We start from the raw sequence: 26,867 nt of genomic DNA on the forward strand, positions 1-26,867 counted from the left end.
CCCGTCCCTGTGTGACTGCGCTCACAGCAAAACAAAACGATCTGTGAACGGGGCCTGTTTTTCAACAAACTGCTGTTGACAAGCCGCCGTTTTCGCTTTATCTTATTATATGATATTGATAATCATTATCAATAAAACTCTACATCATACAAAAGGAGATTACTCAACCATGAACAAGCTCTTCCTGCCCCTCACTTTGTTGTGCCTGCTGCTGCTCAGCGCATGCGGCACACCAGCCGCTTCGCCGAGCCCGGAAGCATCCCCGGCGGCATCGCCCGCCGATAACGCCGCTACGCCGTCCGCCACTGCAGCCGCCGACGCCTCGGCCACACGCACCTACCAATCGGAGCAAGGCCCTGTTGAGGTTCCGGCCCATCCGCAGCGCGTCGTCGTCTTGTCCAGCTTTGCCGGCAACGTCATGGCGCTCGGCGTTCCGCTGGTTGGCGTCGATTCTTGGTCGAAAATGAACCCGCGCTTCGAAAGCCAGCTGCAAAACGTGCAGGAAGCGTCCGAAGAAAATCTGGAGAAAATCATTGAGCTGAATCCCGATCTGATCATCGGCTTGGACGGGCTCAAAAACCTCGACAAGCTCAAGCAAATCGCGCCAACCGTCGTCTATACATACGGCAAGGTCGACTATCTGACCCAGCACCTGGAGCTCGGCAAGCTGCTCAACAAGGAACAGGAAGCCAAAGCATGGATCGACTCTTTCAAACAACGCGCGCAAAAAGCCGGTGACCAGATTCGCGAAAAAATCGGCCAGGACGCCACCGTTTCCGTCGTCGAGAATTTCGACAAGCAGCTGTACGTCTTCGGCGACCACTGGGGCCGCGGCACGGAAATTTTGTATCAGGAAATGAAGCTGAAAATGCCGGCCAAGGTCAAGGAAATGACCGATAAAGACGGCTATTACGCCCTGTCGACCGAAGTGCTGCCGCAATACGCCGGCGATTATCTGATCGTCAGCCGCAACAAAGATACCGACAACGCCTACGAACAAACCGATACGTATAAAAACATGCCGGCCGTCAAAAACAACCGCGTATACACGGCCAACGCCAAGGAGTTTTACTTCAACGATCCGCTGACGCTGGACTTCCAGTTGGATTTCTTCATCAAGAGCTTCCTCGGCCAATAATGAACACGACGATGCTCGCCAAGCGTTCCGTCCGCTTCGGTTTGACCTGTGCAGCCGCAGCGGCGTTGTTCATCGCCACGTTCGCCATTTCCATGCTGCTGGGCGCCGCCGATACGAGCTGGGGCGACGTCTGGCTGGCTCTGACTACGCAGCAAAGCGGCGAGAAGCTTTCGCTGATCCGCGAGATTCGCTTGCCGCGGGAAGTCGCCGCGATCTTCGTAGGCGCAGCGCTCGCCGTCTCCGGCGCAGTCATGCAGGGGATGACCCGCAATCCGCTGGCCGATCCCGGCCTGTTCGGGCTCATGGCCGGCGCTGACGCCGCACTGGCCGTGACGCTGGCGTTGCTGCCCGCAGCCGGCTATCTGGCCGTCACGTTCGTTTGCTTCGTCGGCGCAGCCGTCGGCTCGCTGCTCGTGCTCGGTCTCAGCTCGCTCAAGCGCGGCGGCCAAGCGTCTTATCGCATCGTGCTGGCCGGAGCCGCCGTATCGGCGTTCCTGTACGCGCTCGCCGACCAGATCGGCATTTTTTTCAAAATCTCCAAAGACGTTTCGCTGTGGACCGCCGGTGGCATGATGGGCGTTTCGTGGCAGCAGCTGCAGGTGATCGTTCCGGTTGTCGTGCTCGGCATAACCGTTGCGCTGATCTACGCGCGCCAGTTGACCATGCTCAGCCTCAGCGAAGAAGCCGCCGTCGGCCTCGGCCAACGGACCCGGCTGATCAAAACGATCCTGTTCCTTGTCACCGTCCTGCTGGCCGGAGTTTCGGTTGCCCTCGTTGGCAATCTGGCGTTCGTCGGCCTGATGATTCCGCACATCGTGCGGGGCGTCGTCGGCGCCGACTACCGCTTCGTGCTGCCGCTATGCGCGGTGACGGGAGCCAGCTTCCTGCTGCTGGCCGATACGCTGGCGCGGACGATCAACGCGCCGTATGAAACGCCGGTTACGGCGATTATCGCGGTGCTGGGCCTGCCCTTTTTTCTGCTGATCCTGCGTAAAGGGGGCTCGTCGACCTCATGATCCTGCCAGCGCTTATCCGCAAGCAGCGCCTCGTGCTGCTGATCCTGCTGCTGCTGATCGCGATCACCGTCGTCATCGGCATGGGGCTTGGCTATTCTTCGCTTTCCTACAAACGCTTGCTGCCTACGCTGCTCGGACACGGCACGTTCAAAGAGCATTTCGTGCTGTATTCGGTCCGGCTGCCGCGCATTGCGATCACGTTGCTCGCCGGGATGGCGCTGGCGCTCTCGGGAGCGATTTTGCAGGGGATTACCCGCAACGACCTGGCCGATCCGGGCATTATGGGCATCAATTCGGGAGCCGGCGTCGCCGTGGCGATTTTTTTCCTCTACTTCCCGATTCAGGCGGGCGCCTTCATCTATTGGCTGCCGGTCGTCGCCTTTGCCGGCGCGCTGCTGACGACAATGCTGATCTACTTCTTTTCGTACAGTCGTCGGGACGGCTTGCAGCCGGTGCGGCTGGTGCTGACGGGCATCGGCTTTGCAACTGCCTTTTCAGGTCTGATGGTCGTGCTGATCTCTTCGGCCGAGCGGGTCAAAGTGACCTTCATCGTCAAATGGCTGGCCGGCTCGATCTGGGGCGCGGATTGGCCGTTCGTGCTGGCGCTCCTGCCCTGGCTGATCGTGCTGGTGCCGTTTGCGATCTACAAAGCCAGCCGACTTGACCTGCTGACGCTTAGCGAGCCGGTCACGGTCGGCGTTGGCGTCGCCGTCCAGCGCGAGCGAATCGTGCTGCTGCTGACGGCTGTCGCGCTTGCGGCTGCGGCCGTGTCCGTGACCGGCGGCATCGCCTTCGTCGGCCTGCTCGCTCCGCATATCGCCAAGGCGCTGGTCGGTCCGCGCCATCGGCTGGCGATTCCGGTCGCCCTGCTGCTGGGCGGTCTGCTGCTGCTGATTGCCGACACGATCGGCCGCAACATTGCCGAGCCGGAAGGCATTGCCGCCGGGAGCATGGCTGCTTTTATCGGCGCGCCCTACTTTTTGTACCTGATGATGAAAAAATAAACCGCAAGCCCTTCGCGCCCTTGGCCGTAGGGCTTTTGCTTCTGCAATTGGCTTGATCCGTTGCTTGAGCTTGTGCCGCCAACGATATTCATATTGTCGCCCCCGCATCCATTGATTACAATAATAGAAAAAACTTGCAGTGCGAAAGGTGATGTACATGATCGGTTTGGCTTTATCTGGGGGAGGTTATCGCGCCTCGTTGTTTCATCTGGGCGTGCTCGCCCGCTTGGCCGACGAAGGGCTGCTCAAGGAGGTCGGCGCCATATCCACCGTGTCGGGCGGCTCGATTGTCGGGGCTTTTTATTACCAGAAGCTGTGCAAGCTGCTCCAACGGGAAGCGCCGCTGGACGACAACGATTACCGCCGACTCGTGCGCGAGGTGATCGCTGAATTTCTGCCTTTTGTGCAAAAAGACGTGCGCGACCGCGTGCTTTATCGCGGCGTCGTTGCGCGGATCATCCCCGCACAGCTGATCCGCATGCTGCTGAAGCGCGGGCTGGCCCGGAGGCTGAATATCGCCCTTGAATCGCAGCTGGAGCTGGTGATGAACAAGCTGCTGTTTGCGTCGGGCACGTTCAGCGAGCTGCTCGAACCGCCGGCGCATCCCGCCAACCGCAAGCCCGAGCTGATCCTGAATACGTCGATCCTCGAAAACGGCCAGCAGCTGTTTTTCTCAACGGACGTTGCGAGCCCGCTGTGGCGTCACAACGAGCGCAAGCACGGCGTCACGTCCGTCGATGCCGCCGCGATGCCGATTGCCCGGATGGCCGCTGCTTCGGCTTGTGTGCCGGGCTTGTTCACGCCGATTGCCCTGTCGTTCGGCGACGGTGAAGCCGTGCACGGCGTAGATGGCGGCGTGCTCGACAATCTGGGCGGTCATGCCCTGCAGCTGCTCGGACAAAGCGAAATGAAGCTGCTGCTCAGCGACGCATCGAAGCCGATCAGCACAGAGAGCTATGCGCAGGTGAATGGAGCGGAATCGTTTTTCCGCATCCAGGACTTGTTTATGGATGCCATTCGCGAGCTGCGGCTCGCCAGCGGCGTCGAAACGCTCGTTGGTATGCGCGATGACATTCCCGGCATCGATGCTGTTGCCCGGCAGCTGACGGCGGGCTTGCGCACCGATTTGAACGCGTTCAGCGAAGTCGAAGCGTATTCGCTGATGTACGCCGGATATTGCGCCTGCAACCGGCAGATTGCGGAGCTGCATCAGCCAGCGCCGGCGGCTGGAGCTGATAGCGGAGCGGCGGCGGGTGCGGGCACCGCGGGGGCTGACACGGGCGCTGGAGCCGCGGCTGGGAATGCTACTGACACCGGGGTCTCGGCGGGCGCGGCGGCTGCGGCTCGGACTGAAGCTGCGGTTGGTGCTGCGGCGGGCGCTTCGACAGGCACCGGGACATCAACAACCGCTGGGTCCGGGGCTTCTACCCCTGCCGCTGCGCCGGCGCCTGACGCGGACGATTGGGAATTCGGTCAGATCCGTCCGTATATGCAGCAGCCGACCGCCGAATATTTATCGCTGATGGGAAGCAAAAGCAAGCCGACGCCAACCGCTGGGGGATTCTCTTTTTCCGCCGCCATCAGCCTGCTGTATCTGCTTTTGTACATTGCGTTATTTGTTTACATCAGCGTCGAACGCGGCGTGCTGCAGGCGCTGCTCTACCTCGGCGTCATTCCGCTCGCCGTCGCAGCCGTGGCCGGCGTCATCCTGCTGCTGCGGCTGGCGCGGCGAGGCAACGGCAAGGGCTCGATGGCGGAGCTGCGCGGCCACAACGCCGCCTAGGCCAACGCCCGTTAGTCCGTTGGAACCGATGACTGGCGCTTGCCGCACGAAGCGCGGTCTTTGGGCATGGGGGGTGAGTGCGGCCCTGAGGAGCGGTGCGGGAGCGCGGCCTCTGGCTTAGGGGGGCCGAGCACGACCCTAAGCGCGGGGCCGACCGTCGGGCAGCCTTCAGACGGGCACCCCCCTCGCTTTTATCCGGCCATTGGCGCAACGCGGAAAACCCTTCTTTCACCAGCTATGGCGAGAGAAGGGTTTTGTTTTTGGGGCATCTGCAGCAGTCGGGGTCATTCGGTGGATTCTCTGCTGAGCGCCGAGCGGTGCAGCTTGAGCACCACTTTCCTGAAAGGCTCGGGCTCGTCAGCGCACAGCCCCGGCCGATGCAGCTCACCGGGAAACACAATCGCGTACATGCCCGGCAGCATCAGCAAGCCGCTTTCTGCAGCCGGCGGTTCGTACAGCTCGACATCCTCGGAACGGTTGACGCTGACGGGGGACCTGCCCCCGCTGCTGGATGTCCAGCCAATGCGCTCCGTCCCTTCGAGTAAATAATGAATATCCGCGTAATCAAAATGGTTCTCCGCCAGCGCTCCCTCTGCCGGGCGCGTCCGGCTATCGAGTACGACAGCGAATAGCTCCTCGCCATTCAGCGCGTGTTGCCCCGGCGCAAGCGAATCCCAGTCCCGGGTCAGTAGCTCGCGTAACGCTTCTTCCAGCGCCGCGGGCAATCTGTACAGCTCAGGCTGGCGGCCTGCAAGTTGACCGACGATCATCGGACTTCCTCCTCTTTCTTCGTCTCTTCCCATGCCAGAAGCGCAGCGCCAATGACAGCGCCGTCGTTGCCGTGAGCTGCCCCGACGATGCTTACGCGCTCATGTAATGCAGGCATCGTCCGCTGCAGCGTCTCTTCGCGGATACGCTGCAGGAAATCGGCCCCGGCCTCGGCTACGCCGCCCCCGACGACAACAACCTCGGGGTTGAACGTATGAATCAGCGAAGCCGTAGCCGCTCCCAGCGCGGCGAAGGCCTGCTCCAGCACGGCTTGCGCCAACGGCTCGCCGCTCCTCCAGCCGGCGATCACCTCGCGCGCGCCAATGCGGGCCGGACGGTCCGTTACCCCGGCTTCTGCCAGCTTGCGCTGCATCTGCTCGGCAATGCCCGTACCCGAAGCGTACAGCTCCAGACAGCCGGTTCCGCCGCAGCGGCACGGCTGGCCGTCGAAGCGCACGGACAAGTGGCCGAGCTCGCCGGCGCCGCCCCAGCAGCCGCGCAGCAGCTTGCCGCCGCTGACGACGGCGCCGCCAATGCCGGTGCCAATCGCTAAGCAGACCATATGACGGCTGCCGCGGCCGGCGCCAAGATTTTGTTCGGCCAACGCCAGTACGTTGACATCGTTGTCAACCCACACGGGCAAGCCGAATCGTCGGGTCGCGATGTCGCGCAGCGGCGTGCCGGTATAGCCCGGCAGCAGATCGGAGGCAAAGCGCACTGCGCCTCGCTGCCAATCGACCTGACCGGCCGTGCCGATGCCAATGCCGCGCAAGCGAACGCTATCGTCGGGCGTCTCGGCAAGCAGCCGGGCAATCGCCTCCATGATCCGCTCGGCGGCGCGGCCGTCGGCTGCTTGCGTCGCTATCCGCAGTCGCCGACGGATCGCTCCGGTCCGGTCAACCAGCGCAGCGTGAATTTTCGTGCCGCCGACATCGACGCCAACCGCCAGCTCCGCCGTCTCGTCAGCCATCGGCTTAGCCATGAGACTCGCCTCCCCCAGTGCTATCGGCTGCTGCGCGAACCGCCTCAACGAATCGGGCGGCAATGAGCTGCGGACGCGTAATCGCACTGCCGACAACAACATAGTCGGCTCCAGCCTCAAGCGCCGCCGCGGCCTGCGCCGGCGTCCAGATGCGGCCTTCGGCGATAACGCCGGCCCGGACCCGCCGCTTCAGCTGTGCGACCAGCTCCAGATCGGGCTCCTCCGACTGCAGGCTGTAGGGCGTGTACCCGGACAACGTCGTGCCGATGTAGTCGACACCCATCCGGTCGGCAGCCCATCCTTCCTCCAGCGTCGAGACATCGGCCATCGCCAGCCTGCCGCAGCTGTGAATGTAGCGGATCAGCTCCCGGGCCGTCACGTCCCGCTCCTCCCGCAGCGTCACATCGAGCGCAACAATATCGGCTCCAGCCTCGACAATGGCCTCCACCTCGTCCAGCGTCGGGGTGATGAAGATGGCGGAACCGGGCACGTCGCGCTTAATCAGGCCAATCACCGGCAGCGCCGTGACGTTCTTGATGCGGCGAATGTCATCAACACCATTCGTGCGAATGGCGATTGCCCCGGCCTGCTCGGCTGCTCTGGCCATTTGCGCCATCGTTCCGCCGCCGAACAGCGGCTCGTGCTCCAGCGCTTGACAGGACACGATCAATCCCCGGACCGCAGGCAGCCTGCCGGCGCTCATCGGCGGCCTCCGCTTGCTCCCGTCCCGGCCTCTTCTCTGGCCAAGGCCGTGTAGCGGGCGATTTTCAGCTCCAGCTCGGCAATGCGCTCCAGATCCTTCTCTCCCACCGGCAGCAGCGGCAAGCGCGGCTCACCGATATGAAGTCCACGCTGCTTCAGGATTGCTTTACAAGCCCCGTACAACGATGGAAAGCTCAGCAGCTCGCCGATAATTTCGTTGATCCGGTACTGCCAGCGACGCGCATCCGCCAACCGATTGTCGGCAAAACAACGCTCCAGATGCAAAAACAGCTCCGGCATCACGCCGTATGTGCCGCCAATGCCGCCGTCTGCGCCCATACTACGCCCAGCCACGTATTGCTCGTCGGGTCCGTTCAGCACGAGGAAGCTGTCGCCGCCCGCCGCTTTGAACTGCTGCAACTCGAAGACGCTGTCGGCGGAAATTTTTACCCCGATGACTTTATCCTGCTTCGCCATCCTGCTGAGCAGCGCGCTGGTCAGCTGGAAGCCCGTCGTTTGCGGAATATGATAGATGATAAACGGCAGCTCCGTACTGTCGATAATCGCTTGCCAGTGCGCTTCAACGCTTGCTTCCGACAGCCGGTAATAAATGGCAGGGACAGCGGACACGGCGTCCGCTCCGCATTGCTCGGCATGAACCGCCAGCTCGATGCCGTCTCGGGTCGCCGCTGCGCCAACATGAACGATGACCGTCAATTCGCCGCGAATTTCCTCCATGACGGCTTCGAGCACCTGCTTGCGCTCCTCGACGCTTTGCAGCATGCCCTCGCCGCTGCTGCCTCCGATGTACAAGCCCTTCACGCCGGCGTCGGCGTAAGTGCGGGCCAAGCGTTTGACTGCTTGCGGGCTGATTCGTCCTTCCGAATCGTAGCAGCCGTACATGGCAATTGTAATTCCGTGGAATCGGGTCAAATCATAGGGTTTCATCGAAATGTCTCCTTTTTCTCATCTAAAAGTTTGGATAATTTCACGCTTGCCTGTTTCCAGCGCCTTCACAGCGGCTTCCGCTGTCGCCACGGACGATAACGCCGCAGTGCCGTCAAGCAGCGGCAGCCAGCTTGGAGCAGCAGGCAGCCCCAACGCTGCAGCGCGGAAAGCGTCCAGCTCCCTGCGGAGCGGACCGCGCAAAAACAGCGGCGGCCGCTCCGCAGCGCCGGTAAACGCAATCTCGCCACCTGCAGCCGCATAGCTGCGGACTCGGGCCGCGTCTTCGTTCTCACTGCCGTTAATCCCGAACTTCTCCGTCCCGGAAGGTCGGCGCAACGTCACCAGCGAACGCGAGAAATCGATTTGCAGCGCTCCAGCCGTGCCATTCAACGTCATCCGGTGCTCACCCCAACGGAACATCGAACCGTATTCCATCGCACCGACGCCACCGCCGGCAAAAGCCAGCTGCAGCTGCAGCGCCTCGCGCCCGTCCCGCGCCGCCCGAACGGCCGATACGCCAAGCGCCGGGCCACAAAACGACTGCACAAGATCCAGCTCATGAATAAAATGGAACACATACCCGCCCGTCAGCTCGGGGCGGTATTTCCAGCCCGCGCCGGACGCTTGGCTCATCCAGCCCGTTCGCTCGACGCCAGCGGTTAACAATCGGCCAAGCGCGCCCTCACGCACAAGCCGTTTCGCCTTGTCGATCCCGTCCATAAAATGCAGGATATGCCCGGCCATCAGCACAACGGACGCTTCCCGGCACGCCTCGACCATTTGGCAGCAATCGGCGTACGAGAGCGCTGTCGGCTTCTCGCAAAACACATGCTTGCCTCGCTGCGCCGCCAGCAGGACATGCTGCTTGTGCAAATAGTTAGGGCTGGCGACAATTACCGCATCGACATCCGTCCGGCGAATCAGGGCCTCCGCGTCCGGCTCGCAGGCGCACGCAAGCTCAGCAGCCAGCCGAGCCGCCGTATCGTCGGAGCCGCCGGCAACGGCTGCCAGCTCCACGCCCGCGGTTTCGCAGGCGATCCGCGCCAGCTCGCTGCCGAAATTGCCGCAGCCGATTACTCCTACACGCAGCCGCTTGCTTCCCACAGACCTCACTCTCCTTCGGCAATGACGATCCGGCAGCCCGTCCGCAGCGCAGCCATCGCCGCTTCCGCCGTAGCGACCGACGAAAGTCCGGCGCTGCCGTTAAACAAGGCGCGAACCGACGGCTCCGGCGTCTCGCCGTGCAGCGCCCGGCCAAACGCCTCCAGCTCCAGCCTGATGACTGTCCGCAGCCAGCCCGGCGTGCGCTTCTCCGCCGTTCCGTAAGCGATGCCGCCGTCCATCGTTTCGTAAGACGACGCGCGCTCCAGATCCTCGGCATCATTCGCGTGCAGATTGACAGTCGTCAGCTGACCCGGCTTGCGCAAATGCACCTTGGCCCGCTGCATATCGAGCAGGATCGCTCCCTCCGTACCGCCGATTTTGATGTAATGCTCCGGCCAGCGGAAGCCCGATCCGTACTGCATCGTCCCGAGCGCCCCGTCCGGAAACTCCAGCGTCAGCAGCAGCACATCGTCTTCATCGCCGTAGCCTTCGCCTTGATGAGCAAGATTGCCGCCTGCCGCCGTGACGGCCACAGCCGGGCCCATGATCGATTGCAACAGATCAAGCTCATGAATATGGTGAAACAGATGACCGCCTGAGGTCGCCTGATTTTTTTTCCAGCTTACGTTGAGCTGCTTGTCCTCCCAGCCCGTTCGTTCGGCGTGAGCCACCAGCGGTTGACCGATTTCGCCGCTCTCGATCCACAGCTTGGCCTGGCGCACCCCATGCATAAAATGCATAATATGTCCCGCCATCAACAGGACGCCGGCATCCTTGCAAGCGCGAGTCATCGCCGCGCAATCGCGAAGTGTCAGCGCCACGGGCTTTTCACAAAACACATGTTTGCCGTAGCTGGCCGCAAGCAGCGCCGCCTCTGCATGCAAATGGCTGGGACTGGCAACTATCACCGCTTGAATGTCGTCGCGCTTGACCAGCGCTTCGAGCTCTTGCTCCTCGGCGCAGCCCAACTCCTCCGCCAGACTCGCGGCCCGGCTTCCTCCATATACAGCCGCTACACGCAGCCCCGCTATTCCATTGGCCGCGCGGGCCAACTCAGCGCCGAAATAGCCACAACCCACGACGCCAATACCCATGATGTTCATTGCCTTCCACTCCTTTTATCTACGGATCAGATCAGCCCTTCACGCTGCCGAGCGTAATCCCTTTCACAAAATATTGCTGAAATGCGACAAACACAACGAACACCGGCACAAAACCGAACGCGGCAGCAGCCATCTGCAGGCCGTAATTGGCCACATACTCCGTCACCATCGTGGCGATACCGACGTTGATCGTCATGCGAGTGTGATCGCTCAGCATCACCAGCTGCCATAAAAAATCGTTCCATGCATACGTAAACGTAAAAATCGCGAGCGCTGCCAGCGCCGGCTTGACCACAGGCACAAAAATGCGGAAAAACAAGCCTAATTCGCTGCAACCGTCGATTTTGCCCGCCTCCAATAGCTCCGTCGGAATTGAATGGCTGAACTGCTTCATCATAAATACGCCAAACGGCAAGCACACGGTCGGTAAAATGACGCTGGCCAGCGTGCCGACCAGATGCAGGTCGCGCATCATCGTAAACAGCGGCACGAGCGTGATCTGCCGCGGAATGAACATCACGACGACGATAACGGTAAACGCCCAGCCGGCGCCGGGAAACTTGCGTTTGGTCAGCGCATAGCCCGCCATCGCCGCAACCAGCAGCACAGCAGCCGTCGATACGGCCGAAACGACCACGCTGTTATACAACCAGCGAAAGATCTCGCCGTCGGCAATCAGCTTTTGGAAATTCGCCAGCGTCGGCGACGACGGAATCAGCTCCGGCGGAAATTTCATTGAAGAGGTCTGGTCCTTGAATGCGCCTGTGATCATCCAATACAACGGAAATATAAAAAATACGGCAAAAACCAGCAAGATCGCATCGGCGGCCAGCTTGCCCGCCCTCACAGCGATTCCCATATGAAAGCCTCCTTTCTTTAATACTCCACGTCGGATTTCATCAGCTTGAATTGCAGCAGCGCAACGACGGAAATCAGCGCCGTAATCACGATCCCCATCGCCGAGGCCAGACCCAGCTGTCCGTACACAAACGCGGTATTATACAGCAAATACATAATCGTCGAGGTCGCATAATTCGGACCTCCGCCCGTCAGCATCTGCACCACGATAAATGTCTGGAACGCCCAAATCGTCGTCATAACCAAAATATAAAGCGACGTCGGCTTCAGCAGCGGCACCGTAATGTGTATGAATTTCGACCAGACGGAAGCTCCGTCCAGATCGGCCGCCTCGTAATAATCCGGCGAGATGTTCCCCATGCCCGCCAGCAGCAAAATGATCGGCTGACCGACATTAAACGTCACAACGATCAGCACGAGCGCCGGAAGCGCCAAATGCTCGCTGGACAACCACGAAAAAGGTCCCAAATGGGCAAACGACAACAAATAGTTGGCTACGCCGCTGACCGGATTGTAAATCCACGCCCAAACGATCGATAAAATCACCTGTGATGCGACGATCGGCAAATAAAATGCGCCGCGGAAAAACGACGCCACATGCTTGCTTTTGTTGTAAATGACCATTGCTGCAAACATGGCAAAAATAAACGTCAGCGGCACAGAGCCGAATACAAAGCCAAGCGTATTGACGACGGAACGAATAAATACGCGATCATGAAGCAGCTGTGTGTAATTGCCCCAACCGACCCACGACTGCTGGCCGAGGCCGTAATCGAACAGGCTCAAATAAAACGCCCGCAGCATCGGATAAATTTCAAAGCCGAGAAAAAACACAGCAAAGGGTGCGAAAAACAACAGTCCGTGCCAAGAACGCCGCGCGGCTTTGGCCGGCAAAGCCGATTTGATGGCAGCCATTCAAAAGCCCCTCCTTTCTATTGCTTTCTTTGAAACGATCAAATACTATACCCCCGTATTGTATAAAATGAGGCCGACAAGGCCGCCTTGACGGTCTGCCGGCCAGCGGTGTGGCAGGCGCAGCGCTCCGGATGTGCGTGGTGCGTGGTACGCAGTATGCGGTACGCGGTATGCGGTATGCGGTATGCGGTACGCAGTACGCGGTACGCGGTGCGCAGTACGCAGTACGCTGTACGCGGTGCGCGGTACGCTGTACGCTGTACGCTGTACACGGTGCGCGGTGCGCGGTGCGCAGTACGCGGTACGCAGTATGCGGTACGCAGTATGCGGTACGCAGTATGCGGTACGCAGTATGCAGTACGCAGTATGCGGTACGCAGTATGCGGTACGCAGTATGCGGTACGCAGTATGCGGTACGCAGTATGCGGTACGCAGTATGCGGTACGCGGTACGCAGTATGCGGTACGCAGTATGCGGTACGCAGTATGCGGTACGCAGTATGCGGTACGCAGTATGCGGTACGCGGTACGTGGCACGCGACGCGGTACGTGGCACGCGACGCGGTACGTGGCACGCAACGCGGTACGTTATGCACGCCGAGCTCCCTGCGGTACACGGAATACGCGATGCAAAAAAACTGCGCGCCCTACGGCGTCCCTGCCACCCCTTACTCTTCGCATCATCGCTGCGAATTACTTGGCGCTGCGGCTAATAATTTCGTTCGCTTTGCTCACCCAGTCGTTCAGCGCCTGCTCCGGCGTTTTCGCCTTGGTCAGCGCCGCTTGCAGCTCCGGATAAAACGCCGCGCGCGTTTCCGCATAGCCCGGAACGTTCACGCCAACGTTGCCGGCGTATTGGAACAGCTTAATCGTCTTGGCCTGGAACGAATCTTCCTTATACTGCGTCGCCAGCGATTTGCGAGTCGGCACGACCGAAGGCAGCTCGGCGAATTTGGCCATATTTTCCTTGCTGTTGATAAACTGCGCGAATTTTTTTGCCCATTCGATGTTGACATCGTTTTTCGTCTTCCATACCCAGGTGCCGTATCCGAACAGCACAGAGTTCGTGCCTTTGCCGTCCTTGGTCGGATAAGGGACCAGATCGAGCTCAAACGGCTTGTTCGTACCGTCCTTGAACGATTTCTGGAAAGCGTCGATATGACCGATATTGCCCATCGTCATCCCGATTTTGCCCTGCGGGAACATGTTGTTGATCACCTCGGTCGCCTTCAGGCCAGCCGCACCGGGCGGCACAAGCTTCTGATCGACCAGGCTTGTATAAAATTTCAGCCCCTCGACACCATCCGGCGAATTGAGCACCGCCGTCTTGTTGTCGTCGCTGAACGATTTCGCCCCGAAGCCCCACAGCATCGCGTGGTGCCCTTGGTCGCCGCCGGTGTCCGCGGCATACATCGCATAGCCGTACGTCCCTTTGGCCGGATCGGTCACCGCTTGAGCCGCCTTGAGGAACTGGTCTGTCGTCCACGGCTCCATGTTTTTCGGTAACAGATCGAGCGCGCCTTTTTCCTTGAATAAATCTTTGTTGACGACGAGCCCGATCGCCGTTGTATTGTTCGGATAAATATAGACCTTGTCGTTTACGGAAACGCTTTTCAAAATCGCATCGTCAAAATCCGCCTTGTCGATGATATCGTCCAGCGGCACGAGCAGATCCTTGTAGGCATAAGACAACGGCCAGAAAATCGAGCCCTGCTGCACGTCCGGCAGCTGCCCCGTGTTGGCGGCAATGCTCAGCTTCTCGTTGATTTTGTCCACCGGAACAATCTCGCGTTTGATCGTAACGTTCGGATATTCCTGCTGGAAGCTGGCAACCATGTCGTCATAGAACTTGCCGTAAGCTTCAACGTCCTGAATAACCCACCACGTCAAATTCACCGGCGTTGCGGCTGCGGTCGGCGGCTGGTTCTCCGCACCGTTCGGGGTTGCGGCCGGCTTGTCGCCGCAGCCTGCGAGCAGTCCGAGCGCAAGCAGCATCGCCAATCCACCTGCAAGCGTTTTCTTCATTTGAGTGACCCTCCTGTTAGATAAAGTTTCTTCTTACATGCCTCATTATACCGAGCCGGCTGCATCCTCAGAAGAAACGGATCTTGGAGAAATCTTCACTTTGCTTGGCTGCCGTGCCCGTATATTCACAAAATAAAGATCCATGTTCATTTTCTTTAGATGCGGTAGGCAGCGCGAAATTGCTGGGGGCTTAAACCTTTGATTTTTTTGAAAATCCGCCCGAAATAGTTGACGTTTTCGTATCCAACCCGCTCGGCGATCGCATAGCCCGGCAAATCCGTATGCAGCAGTAGCTCGGCGGCTTTGTCGACACGCAATTGGTTGATATATTCCGAGAAACCGATCTGGGTTTCCTTTTTGAACAAATAAGACAAATAGCTTTCGTTGAGCTTCAGCCTGTCTGCGGCCAGCTTCAAGCTGATTTCTTCAGCGTAATGCTCCTGTAAAAAGCGCAGCAGCTCACGGATATCCTCGCGATGCGACTCGCGATGCCGCAAGCCTTCGCTGTCCGCAACGCTATCGAGCAGCCGCTCGAACCAGTCCAGCGCATCAGCCAGCTGCTGAAATTCGATGATCTGCCGATACGCCGGACGTTCCGCGGCGTCATGCTGCCCGCAGGGCTCTTCGCTAAACGCGGTTTCCCACTCTGCCTGGATCATGGACCACAGCTGCAAGCACCACTGGATGCAGGCGTCCTTGGGCAGCCGGGCGCGATCCAGGCGCTCAAACCATTCGTGCAGCCGCTGCTTGAGCTGCGGCAGCTGGAGTTGGCCTAGCTCGCGCTTGAAGACCAGCTCATCTGCTTTGCCGATCCGCACGGACTCAACGTCCGCCCGCGTTATGTCGCCCTTCCAGGTATAGACGCGCCCGATCCCTTCGTAGAATGAGCGGCCAGCCGCTGCGTCGGCTTGCTCGAACGCCCGCCGCAGCTGCCGATACCCGGAGCATACATCCGAGATGCCGATGCTAACGGTCAAATTGAGGAAGCGCTTGACCGCCTGCACGATCGCCCGACACGCCATCTCAAGCCCGTCGGCTTGCGCCGCGGCGTCCAAAGGCAGCCAGACGGCCAGCCCGTCGTGACCCAAATCGGCCACAACCGCAGCCGCCGCCACGCGCTCCAGCTCCTGCCCGACAAGCTGGAGCACGACCGGCCGAACCGAGCCTTCGGCTTTATCAGGGGCCGGATGCACGATAAGCCGCATCGCTTTATTGATCGCGCCAAGCGGCAGCGGGCAAGCGGCGGCAGCTTCATCGGCAGCGAACGCCGCAGCTGTTGCGGCTGCGGCGGCATTCGCCCCTGGCGGCACCGTTGCCGCAGTCGAAGCGGCCCCAGCGTCCGTGCCGGCAGGTGCGTTACCTGTAGCTGCGCTTACCGCCGCAGCGGCTGCTGCGCGATCGCTTTCCAGCAGCGTACGCAGCCAACGCCTAGCCCGCTCCTCTTCGCTGGCGGCTTCAGGCAGCTGCACAGCTTGCGGCGGGGCAAGCTGACTCTGCCTGATTTTGTGCGCCGTTTCCTGCAGCAGCTCCAGCAGCTCGTCCGGCTTCATCGACGCCTTGAGCAAGTAATCGTCGACGCCCAGCTTCATCGCCTTGCGCACATAATCATATTCGTCATGACTGCTCAACACAATGATCCGCAGCTGCGGGAATGCTTCCCGGACCCGCTCGATCAGCTCCAGACCGTTCATTTGCGGCATGACGATATCCGTGAGCAAAATATCGGGCCGCTTCTCTTCGATCAGCTGCAGCGCCTGCCGGCCGTCGGGCGCATCGCCGACATATTCGAACCCGTGCGCGCTCCAATCGATCATCGTTTTGACGCCAAGCCGCACCAAAATTTCATCATCAGCTAGCATAACCTTCATCGGCTTGCCTCCCCTTTTAGCCCCTTTTCCATCAGCTTCTGCGGCAGCCGAACGAGCACTTCCGTCCCTGCGCCCGGTTCACTGCGCAGCGAAAGCCCGAAGCTCTCGCCGAAGTGCAGCCGAATGCGATCATGGACATTTTTGAGCCCGACTCGCGTCGACCATTCTCCGTGCAGATCGCTCTCCAGCAGACGTTCGAGCTCCTCCAGCCGTGCCGGCGAAATGCCCGCTCCGTTATCGCGCACCGTCAGCAGCACGCAGTCATCCGCTACAGCAGCTTCGACTTCGATAATTCCTGCGCCGTCCAACGGCTCAATGCCGTACTGAATGCAGTTTTCCACCAGCGGCTGCAAGGTAAACTTCAGCATTTCCTGCGCGCGCAGCTCAGCCGGCAGAGTGGTGATGAGCGTTAATTTGTCGTCGTATTTCAGCTTCATCAGCGCGATATAGTTTTCAATATACTGCATTTCCTGCTCCAGCGAAATCAAATTGCCGCCCCGTCCGATACTGGCTTCCAGCATGCCGCCAAGGCTTGACAGCATATCGCCGATGTCCGACTCTTTGCGAATATAGGCCATCCATTTGATGTTATTGAGCGTGTTCAAAATAAAATGCGGCCGAATCTGCGCCTGCAGCGCACGAAAACGCAAGTCCTCCCGCTGCTGATACTGCTCCTTCAGCCGTTGGATCAGCTCGCGGATTTGCCTTGCCATCTCGTTGTAGGTGCGAATCAGCGTGGCAACCTCGCTGGGCCCTGACACAGCGATCACGCTGCGGAATTCGCGCTCTTGAATATCCTCCATCCGCTTGTTGAGCAGCTTGAGCGGCTTGGTAATCCCCCAGGAAATACTGAGCGTAATCGCCATAAACAGCAGGAAAATTCCGAGCACAATCGCTACATTCGTGCGACGAATCGCAAAAATTTCATGAAAAACCGTATCGTAAGGAATCAGCTGCACCAGCTTCCAGCCGGTTTCGGTAATCGTATCATAGTTGACAATCCATTTGCCGCGCTCATCGCTGACGATCGACTGACCCTTGCGCTGCTTGAGCGCCTCCTGCAAATACGCCTTACCGGCCGATCCGCTTTCGCCGCCGGCAGCGGACGGCCCGGCAATCATCTGCCCGCTTGCATCCAGCAGCGCAACCTCGCCGTCGAGCGGCGTCAAATATTTGCGCAAATCCGGTTCGGCTACAGCAAACAGCAGCACGCCGATGTTGCGGTTCGTCTGCAGATCGGTCATGCTTTTGACCAGCGTAATTAGCGGCTTTTTATCGGAATACACGTAAGGCTCACCAAGCAGCTTCCACTGTAATTGAAAAGGCGCTTCAGCCGCCTCCCGATACCATGAAGTGTTAACATAAGCGCTATACAAATCCTCGGTCATGTAACGGTTGCTCAGCCAATGCCCGTTCAAATCGAGCAATGTCACATAGGTTTCCGTAAAATAAGAGCTGAACTGCTTATTGATTACGACGTCCTGCAGCCTTAGCCGCTCGTAATCGCTGTAGTGCTCCGGGTGCTGCAGCAGCTCGGTTACCTCCGGGTGCGTGGAAATAGCTACAGCCTGACGCAGCATATCGTCGAGAAACAGCGCGATATCGAAATTCACCTGGGTCAGCGCTTCCTGGGAAGCGTCGCCGATCTTTTGCTCAATCACCCGTTCCAGCGGACGATCCAGCCAATAATAGCTCACAAGAAAAGGTAAAATCAGAAATAACAATATGGAAAAAAAGATGCGGTTGCGTATGGAATTCCAGCCTTGCAGCAGCTTCATGATGATGGCCCCGTTTGCTTCAGAATGAGAATGTCGATTGTAGCTTGCCCCGTTTACGACTCACTAGCCCGCCGCGACGGCAAAAAGCCCGAGGGCAGTCATGCCTGCGCACGCTGATCTCGGGCCGCTGTTATCGTCGTTTACTCCGCCTCCTCCGGCCCGGCAGCGGACAGCCAGAACGTAAACGCCAGATCGCTGTCGGACGGAATGCGGTATTCGGCATGCACGGGGGCGCCCCAGCTGTCGTCGCCGCCGACGCCCATCTGCCGGCCGGCCACGGTAACGACGGTGTAATGCACCGGCGGCAGCTCATGGGCGTGCGCGGCGTGCTCCAGCTCGAAGGCCGTATACGGCGAGATGCTGCATTCGACCGGCGCTCCCGGCGATGCCGCTATGCGCAACCCGCTGCCGTCCTCCGGCCGGGAAATCGTCACGCGGCGTACGCCTGTGCGGTTGCCGGACTCCTGCGGCACGAGATAACGTGCCGGAAGCTCGGCAACGTCGCGCCGGAACAGCCCGAGACGCGCGCCGTGCTGCCGGTCGGCGTAAGTCTCCTCCGGGCCGAGCGCGTACCAGTCCGTTTGGCTATATTCGGCCGACAGCTTGAACGAGAGCGCAAAAATCGGCAGCTCAGGCAAGCCGGCAGCGCCGTGATAGCGGCTCTCTACCTTGACGCGACCGTCGCCGTGAACCATGTAAATCACCAGCACGCGGATGTCCGGATGGATCGCAAAGCGGTAATCGAACGCCACGCTGACGCGGTCCGCCGCTTCGCGGTTCAGCTCGATGCCCGCGCAGCGGCGGGCCAGACTGGCCGCATACCACAGACCGGCCGTATAGCCAAGCCCCGCACCCTTATCGTTATCGGTCGTGGCCCGCCAGAACAGCGGCACAGGCGGAGCCTCGATCATTTCCCGCCCGCCGTAGCGTAGCGAAACCAGCGAACCGACTGCACGCGAGAACAAAACGGTGAAGCCATTGCCCTTCACGCCAATGTTGACGTCGCCTTCGACAACCTCCAGCGCTGTTGGGGCCGGATCGGGCGCAGGCGGGCAGGGCGCGGTCCCGTCTGCATGGGCCCAAGCGCCGGCTGCCGCGGCGACTTGCGTTGTCTCGGCCCCGCTGCGTCCGGCTGGCGCGGCATCGTTCGCCGCTTCGCTGCCCGCCGGGATGGGGGCCGCATCGCCTGCATCACGACCGGCAGCATCGCCCGCCTCATCGCCGACCGCACCGCCCTCCGCGCTGCCTGCTCCACCGCCCGCGTAGTCGCGTGCCGCCGCCGCTCCCGCCGCTGCGCCCTCTGCGCCACCCGCCGCCCGCGGCGTAGCCAGAGCGGCTTCGCCGAAGGCCACCTCGTGGCCCGCTTCGGCCCACGGCGACGCTGCCTTCAGCTTGAGCGACGCGTGCAGCACCAGCTCGCCGTCTTCGCCGCGGCCCACAGGTGCAACGCCGCCGCGCGCCGCCGCTTCCGGCAGCGCAATCGTCACGCGCGTCTCGCTTAACGGCTCGACGCGCACGTCGGCCTGCCAGACGCCCAGCTCCCGCCCGTCGCGGAGGAGCCGGTATTCCAGCAGCAGGCCGTCGCCGTTCGTGAACAGGCTGTCGTTCACGATGCGAATGCTGTCTTGCTGCGGCTCCAGCCGGAAATTCTGATAGACGAATTTCACCTCCTGCAGCTTGGGCGTCGGCGTCCGGTCGGCATAGACGATGCCGTTGCCGCAAAAGCTGTAATCGGAGGGCCGATCGCCGAAATCGCCGCCATAGGCGAGAAATTCGCGGCCGTAGCGGTCTTTTTTGACCAGAGCCTGGTCGCTGTAGTCCCAAATGAATCCGCCTTGATACATCGGATACTTGCCTGCAAGCTCCGTATATTTGTGAATGCCGCCGACGGAATTGCCCATCGCATGCATGTACTCGCAGCTGATATACGGCTTGTCCGGCTCCGCCGCCAAATACGCCTCAATATCGGCCGGCTTGGCGTACATCCGGCTCTCCATGTCGCTGGTGTCGTTGAACGCCCGATTGTGGAACACGCCCTCGTAGTGGACGAGCCGGCCCGGATCGGCAACGCGGAAATAATTCGACACCTCCAGCAGCACCTCGCCCGCATACGATTCATTGCCGCACGACCAGATCACGATCGACGGATGATTTTTGTCCCGCTCCAGCATCGACACAGCCCGGTCCAGCACAATATCCCGCCATTCCGGCTTGCTGCCGGGAATGTTCCACGACGGTTCAACCGCGCCCAGCTTCTGCCAGGAGCCGTGCGTCTCCAGATTCATCTCGTCGATCACATACAGCCCGTATTCGTCGCACAGCTCGTACCACAGCGTCTGATTCGGGTAATGGGACGTGCGCACGGCGTTGATGTTATGGCGCTTGAGCATCGCAATATCGCGGCGCATATCGTCTTCCGTAATGGCCCGCCCGCGGCGGCAGTTAAATTCGTGGCGGTTAACGCCCTTGAACACGATCCGCTTGCCGTTGATTTGCATCAGCTTGTCCTTCATTTCAAAACGCCGGAAGCCGACGGGCTGCCCGATCGCTTCGACCGTGCGGCCGTCGCCATCAAGCACCGTTACATAGGCGCGGTACAAATACGGGTCCTCTGCGCTCCACGTGCGCACCCCATCCAGCTCCGCCGTCAGCGTCAGCTTGCCGCCCTCGAACGTGCCGCGCCCCGCGGCCACCGCCCGGCCCGCAGCATCGCGCAGCTCCAGCTCCGCCGCGGCCGGACCGGCGCCGGGATCACGCATATCCAGTTCCAGACGCAGCAGCCCGCGGGCATACGTATCGTCCAGACCGGCCTGCACCCGCACGTCCCATACGTGCAAACGGGGGGCGGCAAACAAATACACCTCGCGAAAAATGCCGGAAAACCGCCAGAAATCCTGATCCTCCAGCCAACTGCCCGTGCTGTATTGATACACCTCGACAGCCAGCTTGTTCTCGCCTTCGCAGATAAACGGTGTCAGCTCAAACTCGGACGGGGTAAAGCTGTCTTCGCTGTAGCCGACGAATTCGCCGTTCAGCCACACATACAAAGCCGATTCCACACCTTGAAACGAAATATATAAAGGTTGTCCGGCCAGCGCGGGCGGGACTTCGAAATGCTTGACATAGCTGCCGACCGGATTGCGTCCCCGCGGCAGCGCAGGCGGGCGGATATCCTCCGTGCCATCCCACGGATACATGGTGTTGACGTATTGCGGTGCGCCCCAGCCCTGCAGCTGAATATGACCGGGCACTTCAATCTCAGCCCAATCCCGGCAGGAGTAGTCGGTCCGATAAAACGCCGCCGGTCGTTGATCGGGATGCTCGGAATAGCTGAACTGCCACGCCCCGTTCAAGCTGTGGCGCAGCGGCATCGGGCCATCTGCTTCAGCCTCGGCCAGCGTACTGTAATAGCGGTGATCGGAATGCGCATCGAGCCGATGGACCCGATAAACGCCCGTATCGCCAAGCCAAGCCAGTAAATCGTCGTTGTTGTTGTTCATATGCGGCTTCCCCCTTGGAAACGATTTCAACTGAAATCGGCTCCTCCGTCGCTCGAAATGGCCGATCTTCTACCACATTGTAGCATGAACGGGGGACGCGTCCAAAGACAAACCGCCCGCACGGGTGGAAACGAGCTTCCCGCCGGCAGGCGGCTTCTTGCCTATAGAGTTACAATCCGCGCGACGAGGAACGGTTGCGGAAGCGGGCGAGCAGCCCTTTGGAGAAACGGGCGATGACGCCAAAGCCGATGATCAGCACAATCCACAGCTTTTTGAGCAGCAGCACCACCACCGCGAGCAGCCCGACCTTTTTGGCGACAGCAAGTCCCGCTCCCCCCAGAATCAATGCCGTCAGGCCGTATTTGGACACCTTGTCCTTGGCTGGATTGAAATCCTCGTAACGCTGGCCCTGCACAACATTCAGCTTGGGCAAAATCTGCTCGGCCAGCACCTTCTGATCCGCAGCCCGGTGCGCCGGGTCGGACACGAGCACAGCCGAAATATAACCCGTGCGCGTCAACAGCCGCACATTATAGTTCACAAGCTCTTGCTTCTGCGCATCTTCTCCCAGCATCGACCACGTCAAATTATGGTGCTGCTCCTCATAAAACGGCGCAATATCCCAGCCTGTAACAAACAGTTGGTCCTCGGCCGCCCGCTCCTTGTTGCTTTTCTCCGTCCCTTCGCGATAGGCCTTCAAAATGCCCTTGGCGTCAATCTCCGTCTTCTCTTCGTCGCTGATATGACCGGCGTCCTCATATTCAAACAGCACCTCCCAGCCCGCCTGCTCGTCAAGCGGAAATACCGCGCCGATCTCTTGACCGGACGATTGATTGTGGCTGTCGGTCAGCATCTTGCGGGTATTGTCCGCATCCAGAAATACGAATTCGCTGCCCAAATCCAGCGTCGCCATCTTGCCGAGCGATACTGTCTTACCGCCCGCTGTCCATTGATACTGCGCTTCGCTCTCGGCTCCCGCGCTGCCGCTGAGCGCCACGGCCCCGATCAAAGCTATTGCCGCTGCTTTCCAAACCTTCATGTTCAAATCCCCCTGATCTTCTTCTGTATGATATATCAAACAATATGCTCTCACTATAGTACATGGCTCCATAAAAATCCAGCTTTTTTCAAATATCAAAAAAAAACCGCCTATACCCAGGCGGCTCTGTCGTCATGCGTGCTGCTGAACGAATGGTCAGCGATCTTTTATCAACTTCATTCCCCGTCGCTCTCGTACTCCAGAATATCGCCCGGCTGCCAATCCAAAGCTTTGCAAATTGCTTCCAGCGTGGAAAAATGAATATATCCAATCATTTATCGTTTTACAATAAATAATTATTGTTTTTCGTAATAAAACAGCTTGAAAAACAGGCGCTACAGGCACTGCTCAGCCTTGGCCGCTCCCCTGCGCCGCTTGCTCCCGCTTGCGATACGCCGACGGCGTGCAGCCGAAATGCTGCTTGAACACGGCGATAAAATAGCTCAAATGATGGAAGCCGGTATCCAGCGCCACATCCATCACCTTGGCCGAGCCTCCGGCCAGCAGCAGCGCCGCCTGCTGCACTCGCACCTGATGCAAATATTCCATCGGGGTCTGCTGGGTCAGCTCTTTGAAAAAACGGCATAAATACGACTCGTTCACCGACACGAGCGCGGCCAGCTCCCCGAGGCGGATCGGCTCGGCGTAATGCTCCTGCATATAACGGGCGACGGTTTTCAGCCTTTCCAGCTTCAAACGGTCGGCAGCGGACGCCGCCGCGCCCGGCGCGGGACCGCCCAGCCGCAACAGATTCGCAACAAGCTGCTGCAGCAGACCGCGGGTCAGCAGCTCGAACACCGGCGCAGCGGCTCGCTGCGCTTCGGCTGCCTGCTGCAGCAGCGCGAGCAGCCCGGCATGTTCCGGTTCGCCCGGCCGCCAGTGGACGGGCACGGTATAACGCCCGCGCAGCAGCGGGTCCAGATACGTTTCATAAAGCGGATCACCGGGACCGCCCAGTAGGCCGGAATGGAACACAACGGCCACAAACGAGCATTCCTGCCCGTCCGTTGCGAATCCGGCATGCAGCTCGCCGCTGTTGATGAACACCGCTTCGCCCGCCTTCAGCTCGTATTCGGCCAAGCCGACGCGCAGCACCGCCCGCCCCTGCGTCAGCATAAACAGCTCCAGCTCGTCGTGCCAATGCAGGGGCAATAACGGCACATCCGGCGGACAAGCGATATCGTAGACGCTTACAGGGTGCAGCGGGCTGCCATGTTGTCTTTTTTCACGCAGCAATTCCTTGTTCATCGGACTTTTCTCCCCGGTACGACAGCATCCTGATTTTAGATGGCCGCATATGTCAAAATCCTGTTATTTTTGCACAAAATAATAAAAGAAAACGTCACTAAGTATCAATATGATTATAGTATAGATCGGAACAAGGAGGTAGTTCCCGTGAAATTTTCTCATGGCTACTGGCTGGTGAAGGATGGCTTCACCGTTCAGCCGGCAATCGAGGTCCGCGAGTTGCAAACCACTAGCGAGAGCCTCACCGTATTCAGCGCTACACGCGCCGTTCGCCACAAGGGCGATACGCTGAACAGTCCGCTGCTGACAGCCGAAATCAGCGCGCCCCGGCCCGACGTCATCCGCGTGCGCTGGACGCGGCATAGCGGTCGGCGAACGGCCGGACCTGCTTTTACGCTTCATCTGGAGCCGAATTCGCCCGCAGCCGTCACCGAAGACGCAAACAGCGTGACGCTGACAAGCGGACGCCTGAGCGTCACGATCGCCAAAACCGGCCCCTGGTCGGCGGAATTTCGCTATGACGGGCGCCGTTTGACCGGCTCGGGCGTTAAAGGACCGGCGCACATCACCGATGCGGACAAGCTGACCTACATGCGCGAGCAGCTCGATCTGGGCGTTGGCGAGCATATTTACGGCCTCGGCGAGCGCTTTACCCCGTTCGTCAAAAACGGTCAGGTCGTCGATATCTGGAACGAAGATCCGGGCACCAGCAGCGAGCAGGCGTACAAAAACGTGCCGTTTTATTTGTCAAGCGCCGGCTACGGCGTGTTCGTCAACCATCCCGAGCGCGTCTCGTTCGAAATCGGCTCCGAGGTCGTATCCAAGGTGCAGTTCAGCGTACCGGGCGAAACACTGGACTATTGTATCATCGGAGGCGCGACGCCCAAGGATGTGCTGAAGGGCTATACGGCGCTGACCGGCCGGCCGGCTTTGCCCCCGCCGTGGTCGTTCGGGCTGTGGCTGACGACGTCGTTTACGACGGATTACGATGAAGCGACGGTCAACCGCTTTATCGACGGGATGGCCGAGCGCGATTTGCCGCTGCATGTGTTCCATTTTGACTGCTTCTGGATGAAGGAATATCAGTGGACCGATTTTGAGTGGGACCCGGCCGTGTTCCCCGATCCGGCGGGCTTGCTGCAGCGCTTGAAGGAACGGGGCTTGCGCATATGCGTCTGGATCAACCCATATATCGGGCAAAAATCACCCTTGTTCCGCGAAGGAATGGAGCGCGGTTATTTGCTCAAGACGGCCGATGGCGACGTCTGGCAGTGGGACCAGTGGCAAGCGGGCATGGGCATTGTCGACTTCACCAACCCCGAATCGGCCGCTTGGTATCAGGCGTTTTTGCGCCGGCTGATCGCAATGGGCGTGGACAGCTTCAAGACCGATTTCGGCGAGCGTATCCCTACGGACAACGTCGTCTATCATGACGGCTCCGATCCGCTGAAAATGCACAATTATTATTCGTTTTTATATAATCAAACGGTGTTTGAAGCGCTGAAAGCGACGCTCGGCCCAAACAAGGCGATGGTATTTGCCCGCTCTGCTACCGCCGGCAGCCAAATGTTCCCCGTCCACTGGGGCGGCGACTGCTCGGCGACCTATGCCTCTATGGCCGAAACGCTGCGCGGCGGCTTGTCGCTCGGCTTGTCCGGCTTCGGCTTCTGGAGCCATGACATCAGCGGGTTTGAGCGGACCGCGCCGCCGGACATTTACAAGCGCTGGGTCGCCTTTGGCCTGCTCTCGTCGCATAGCCGCCTGCACGGCAATGAATCGTATCGCGTGCCTTGGCTGTTTGACGAGGAGGCGGTGGACGTGCTGCGGCATTTTACGCGGCTGAAATGCTCGCTGATGCCGTATTTGTTTGCGGGAGCCGTGGAAGCGACGGCAAGCGGCGTGCCGCTGCTGCGGGCGATGGCGCTGGAGTTCCCCGAGGACCGCACCTGCCTGCCGCTGGATACGCAGTACATGCTGGGCGAGCGGCTGCTCGTTGCTCCGATATTCAACGACCGTGGTCTTGTCAGCTACTACGTCCCGGCCGGACGCTGGACGGAGCTGCTGACCGGCCGCATCGTAGAGGGCGGGCGCTGGTATGACGAGCAGCATGGGTACATGACGCTGCCGCTGCTGGTGCGTCCGAACAGCCTGATTGCCGTTGGCGCCAACGACCGGAGACCGGACTACGACTACGCCGACGGAGTGACGCTGCAGCTGTTCGAGCTGGCGGACGGCGCAACGGCTGCAGCCGCCGTCCATGATCCTGACGGCGTCGCGACGCTCGCCGTCCGTGCGGCGCGTTCGGGACGCCGCATCGAGATTACGGTAGAACGGGGCGACGCCCCGTTCACCGTGCTGCTGCGCGGCGTAACGCAGCTCGCCGCTGTGCACGGCGGCGCGTGGGCGCGCCACGAGCTCGGCGCGGCGGTGACGCCGGAGCGTGGCGCGCGGCGCGTGCTCGTGGAGCTGTAGCGCGCGGGAGATGCCGGGCGCGGTGGGCTCTGCGAGGACGCGCGGACGCTGGGACGGGCGCGGGCTGTACGCGGGACGCAGGCGCTAGGACAGACGCGGAAGGGCTGAGCGAGGGAGCTTGAGGGCCAGGACAAGCGCGGGTGGGCTACGCGAGTGGCCCAGCGTAGCCGCCAGCGCATAGAGCGTGCAAGCGCAGCACATACGCACCTCAGAACTGGGCGGGACGCAAGCCCGTGCCGAAATCAGGCTGCCCGCAGGGGCAACTTGCCAGGCTGAAGCCGCCTCCGCGAGCGAGCGGCTTCAGCCCAACAACAAACGGCCTTTCGTGCAGACTGCATCAGCGTCTGCGCGAAAGGCCGTTTGTTTTGCGCCGCCGGCGAGCAAAAGCCCGCTGGGTCGGACCAGGCCACAGAGCATCTGCGCTCCGCTCTTGATCTTGATCTTGATCTTGATCTTGATCTTGATCTTGATCTTGATCTTGATCTTGTCCCGCTTCCTCCTTCCCTGCCCAGTTTTTGCTCCTACCTTGCCTTGCCTTGCCTTGCCTTACCTTACCTTACCTTGCCTTGCCTTACCCTGCCTTGCTCTGCCCTACCTTGCCCTACACCTGCTCCTAC

The 26,867-nt window shown here is 60.1% G+C and carries 19 protein-coding genes and 1 pseudogene; 5 read left to right on the plus strand and 15 right to left on the minus strand.

From position 1 onward, the window contains the following. The first annotated feature begins 169 nt into the window (after window positions 1-169). From B5M42_RS23390 to B5M42_RS23405, 4 genes are all read left to right on the plus strand, one after another. A complete protein-coding gene (locus B5M42_RS23390; protein WP_134756351.1) occupies window positions 170-1,138 on the plus strand; it encodes an iron-hydroxamate ABC transporter substrate-binding protein in 969 nt (322 codons plus the stop codon). After that, window positions 1,138-2,154 carry a FecCD family ABC transporter permease gene (locus tag B5M42_RS23395; protein WP_407946143.1) on the plus strand — a complete coding sequence of 339 codons (1,017 nt, stop codon included), beginning with the start codon at window positions 1,138-1,140 and terminating at the stop codon, window positions 2,152-2,154. Before B5M42_RS23390 ends, B5M42_RS23395 begins: the two co-directional genes overlap by 1 nt. Then, on the plus strand, window positions 2,151-3,158 hold the full coding sequence (locus tag B5M42_RS23400) for a FecCD family ABC transporter permease (RefSeq protein WP_134756353.1): 1,008 nt from the start codon (window positions 2,151-2,153) through the stop codon (window positions 3,156-3,158). Before B5M42_RS23395 ends, B5M42_RS23400 begins: the two co-directional genes overlap by 4 nt. Before the next feature lie 157 nt (window positions 3,159-3,315). Beyond that, complete coding sequence (locus B5M42_RS23405) at window positions 3,316-4,941, plus strand: patatin-like phospholipase family protein (RefSeq protein ID WP_167690203.1); 1,626 nt, start codon at window positions 3,316-3,318, stop codon at window positions 4,939-4,941. A gap of 284 nt (window positions 4,942-5,225) precedes the next feature. Here B5M42_RS23405 and B5M42_RS23410 read toward each other — a convergent pair whose 3' ends face one another. From B5M42_RS23410 to B5M42_RS23480, 15 genes and pseudogenes are all read right to left on the minus strand, one after another. Beyond that, on the minus strand, window positions 5,226-5,711 hold the full coding sequence (locus tag B5M42_RS23410) for a YhcH/YjgK/YiaL family protein (protein WP_167690205.1): 486 nt from the start codon (window positions 5,709-5,711) through the stop codon (window positions 5,226-5,228). Continuing rightward, window positions 5,708-6,691 carry an ROK family protein gene (locus B5M42_RS23415; RefSeq protein ID WP_167690207.1) on the minus strand — a complete coding sequence of 328 codons (984 nt, stop codon included), beginning with the start codon at window positions 6,689-6,691 and terminating at the stop codon, window positions 5,708-5,710. The genes B5M42_RS23410 and B5M42_RS23415 overlap by 4 nt, the downstream gene beginning before the upstream one ends. Next, on the minus strand, window positions 6,684-7,394 hold the full coding sequence (locus tag B5M42_RS23420; RefSeq protein ID WP_134756360.1) for an N-acetylmannosamine-6-phosphate 2-epimerase: 711 nt from the start codon (window positions 7,392-7,394) through the stop codon (window positions 6,684-6,686). Before B5M42_RS23420 ends, B5M42_RS23415 begins: the two co-directional genes overlap by 8 nt. Beyond that, window positions 7,391-8,341 carry a dihydrodipicolinate synthase family protein gene (locus B5M42_RS23425; RefSeq protein ID WP_134756362.1) on the minus strand — a complete coding sequence of 317 codons (951 nt, stop codon included), beginning with the start codon at window positions 8,339-8,341 and terminating at the stop codon, window positions 7,391-7,393. Before B5M42_RS23425 ends, B5M42_RS23420 begins: the two co-directional genes overlap by 4 nt. 18 nt (window positions 8,342-8,359) lie before the next feature. Next, the gene (locus tag B5M42_RS23430) at window positions 8,360-9,445 is read right to left on the minus strand and encodes a Gfo/Idh/MocA family protein (RefSeq protein WP_167690209.1); all 1,086 of its coding nucleotides are present in this window, start codon (window positions 9,443-9,445) and stop codon (window positions 8,360-8,362) included. Between the two features lie 5 nt (window positions 9,446-9,450). Further along, a complete protein-coding gene (locus B5M42_RS23435; protein ID WP_134756366.1) occupies window positions 9,451-10,548 on the minus strand; it encodes a Gfo/Idh/MocA family protein in 1,098 nt (365 codons plus the stop codon). 31 nt (window positions 10,549-10,579) lie between these two features. Further along, the gene (locus B5M42_RS23440; RefSeq protein ID WP_134756368.1) at window positions 10,580-11,407 is read right to left on the minus strand and encodes a carbohydrate ABC transporter permease; all 828 of its coding nucleotides are present in this window, start codon (window positions 11,405-11,407) and stop codon (window positions 10,580-10,582) included. 17 nt (window positions 11,408-11,424) lie between these two features. Beyond that, entirely contained in the window at window positions 11,425-12,321 is an 897-nt protein-coding gene (locus tag B5M42_RS23445; protein WP_134756370.1) for a carbohydrate ABC transporter permease, read from the minus strand. Window positions 12,322-13,013: 692 nt separating this feature from the next. Then, window positions 13,014-14,345: an ABC transporter substrate-binding protein gene (locus B5M42_RS23450; RefSeq protein ID WP_134756375.1), complete on the minus strand. Its 1,332-nt coding sequence runs from the start codon at window positions 14,343-14,345 to the stop codon at window positions 13,014-13,016. 155 nt (window positions 14,346-14,500) lie between these two features. Further along, window positions 14,501-16,213, minus strand: coding sequence for a response regulator (locus B5M42_RS23455; protein ID WP_134756377.1), 1,713 nt, complete (start codon window positions 16,211-16,213; stop codon window positions 14,501-14,503). Beyond that, a complete protein-coding gene (locus B5M42_RS23460) occupies window positions 16,210-17,991 on the minus strand; it encodes a sensor histidine kinase (RefSeq protein ID WP_134756379.1) in 1,782 nt (593 codons plus the stop codon). The genes B5M42_RS23455 and B5M42_RS23460 overlap by 4 nt, the downstream gene beginning before the upstream one ends. Window positions 17,992-18,131: 140 nt before the next feature. Beyond that, the gene (locus B5M42_RS23465; protein ID WP_134756381.1) at window positions 18,132-21,491 is read right to left on the minus strand and encodes a glycoside hydrolase family 2 TIM barrel-domain containing protein; all 3,360 of its coding nucleotides are present in this window, start codon (window positions 21,489-21,491) and stop codon (window positions 18,132-18,134) included. A gap of 169 nt (window positions 21,492-21,660) precedes the next feature. After that, window positions 21,661-22,530 carry a DUF2167 domain-containing protein gene (locus tag B5M42_RS23470; protein WP_134756383.1) on the minus strand — a complete coding sequence of 290 codons (870 nt, stop codon included), beginning with the start codon at window positions 22,528-22,530 and terminating at the stop codon, window positions 21,661-21,663. Between the two features lie 176 nt (window positions 22,531-22,706). Next, window positions 22,707-22,793: pseudogene (locus tag B5M42_RS25800) on the minus strand (helix-turn-helix domain-containing protein); the annotation flags it as partial. An 85-nt stretch (window positions 22,794-22,878) separates the two neighbouring features. Continuing rightward, window positions 22,879-23,778 carry a helix-turn-helix transcriptional regulator gene (locus tag B5M42_RS23480; RefSeq protein ID WP_134756385.1) on the minus strand — a complete coding sequence of 300 codons (900 nt, stop codon included), beginning with the start codon at window positions 23,776-23,778 and terminating at the stop codon, window positions 22,879-22,881. A 147-nt stretch (window positions 23,779-23,925) separates the two neighbouring features. Here B5M42_RS23480 and yicI point away from each other — a divergent pair, with 147 nt between their 5' ends. Continuing rightward, window positions 23,926-26,250 (plus strand): alpha-xylosidase, encoded by a 2,325-nt coding sequence (gene yicI, locus B5M42_RS23485; RefSeq protein ID WP_134756387.1) that lies wholly within the window; start codon window positions 23,926-23,928, stop codon window positions 26,248-26,250. Window positions 26,251-26,867: the final 617 nt, after the last annotated feature.

The organism is Paenibacillus athensensis (assembly GCF_004514475.2).
GTDB classification, from domain to species: Bacteria; Bacillota; Bacilli; order Paenibacillales; family NBRC-103111; genus Paenibacillus_AL; species Paenibacillus_AL athensensis.

Coding starts and splice junctions, on each gene's coding strand:
- B5M42_RS23390 (WP_134756351.1), top strand. CDS start 170: ATGAACAAGCTCTTCCTGCCCCTCACTTTGTTGTGCCTGCTGCTGCTC.
- B5M42_RS23395 (WP_407946143.1), top strand. CDS start 1,138: ATGAACACGACGATGCTCGCCAAGCGTTCCGTCCGCTTCGGTTTGACC.
- B5M42_RS23400 (WP_134756353.1), top strand. CDS start 2,151: ATGATCCTGCCAGCGCTTATCCGCAAGCAGCGCCTCGTGCTGCTGATC.
- B5M42_RS23405 (WP_167690203.1), top strand. CDS start 3,316: ATGATCGGTTTGGCTTTATCTGGGGGAGGTTATCGCGCCTCGTTGTTT.
- B5M42_RS23410 (WP_167690205.1), bottom strand. CDS start 5,711: ATGATCGTCGGTCAACTTGCAGGCCGCCAGCCTGAGCTGTACAGATTG.
- B5M42_RS23415 (WP_167690207.1), bottom strand. CDS start 6,691: ATGGCTAAGCCGATGGCTGACGAGACGGCGGAGCTGGCGGTTGGCGTC.
- B5M42_RS23420 (WP_134756360.1), bottom strand. CDS start 7,394: ATGAGCGCCGGCAGGCTGCCTGCGGTCCGGGGATTGATCGTGTCCTGT.
- B5M42_RS23425 (WP_134756362.1), bottom strand. CDS start 8,341: ATGAAACCCTATGATTTGACCCGATTCCACGGAATTACAATTGCCATG.
- B5M42_RS23435 (WP_134756366.1), bottom strand. CDS start 10,548: ATGAACATCATGGGTATTGGCGTCGTGGGTTGTGGCTATTTCGGCGCT.
- B5M42_RS23440 (WP_134756368.1), bottom strand. CDS start 11,407: ATGGGAATCGCTGTGAGGGCGGGCAAGCTGGCCGCCGATGCGATCTTG.
- B5M42_RS23445 (WP_134756370.1), bottom strand. CDS start 12,321: ATGGCTGCCATCAAATCGGCTTTGCCGGCCAAAGCCGCGCGGCGTTCT.
- B5M42_RS23450 (WP_134756375.1), bottom strand. CDS start 14,345: ATGAAGAAAACGCTTGCAGGTGGATTGGCGATGCTGCTTGCGCTCGGA.
- B5M42_RS23455 (WP_134756377.1), bottom strand. CDS start 16,213: ATGAAGGTTATGCTAGCTGATGATGAAATTTTGGTGCGGCTTGGCGTC.
- B5M42_RS23460 (WP_134756379.1), bottom strand. CDS start 17,991: ATGAAGCTGCTGCAAGGCTGGAATTCCATACGCAACCGCATCTTTTTT.
- B5M42_RS23465 (WP_134756381.1), bottom strand. CDS start 21,491: ATGAACAACAACAACGACGATTTACTGGCTTGGCTTGGCGATACGGGC.
- B5M42_RS23470 (WP_134756383.1), bottom strand. CDS start 22,530: ATGAAGGTTTGGAAAGCAGCGGCAATAGCTTTGATCGGGGCCGTGGCG.
- B5M42_RS23480 (WP_134756385.1), bottom strand. CDS start 23,778: ATGAACAAGGAATTGCTGCGTGAAAAAAGACAACATGGCAGCCCGCTG.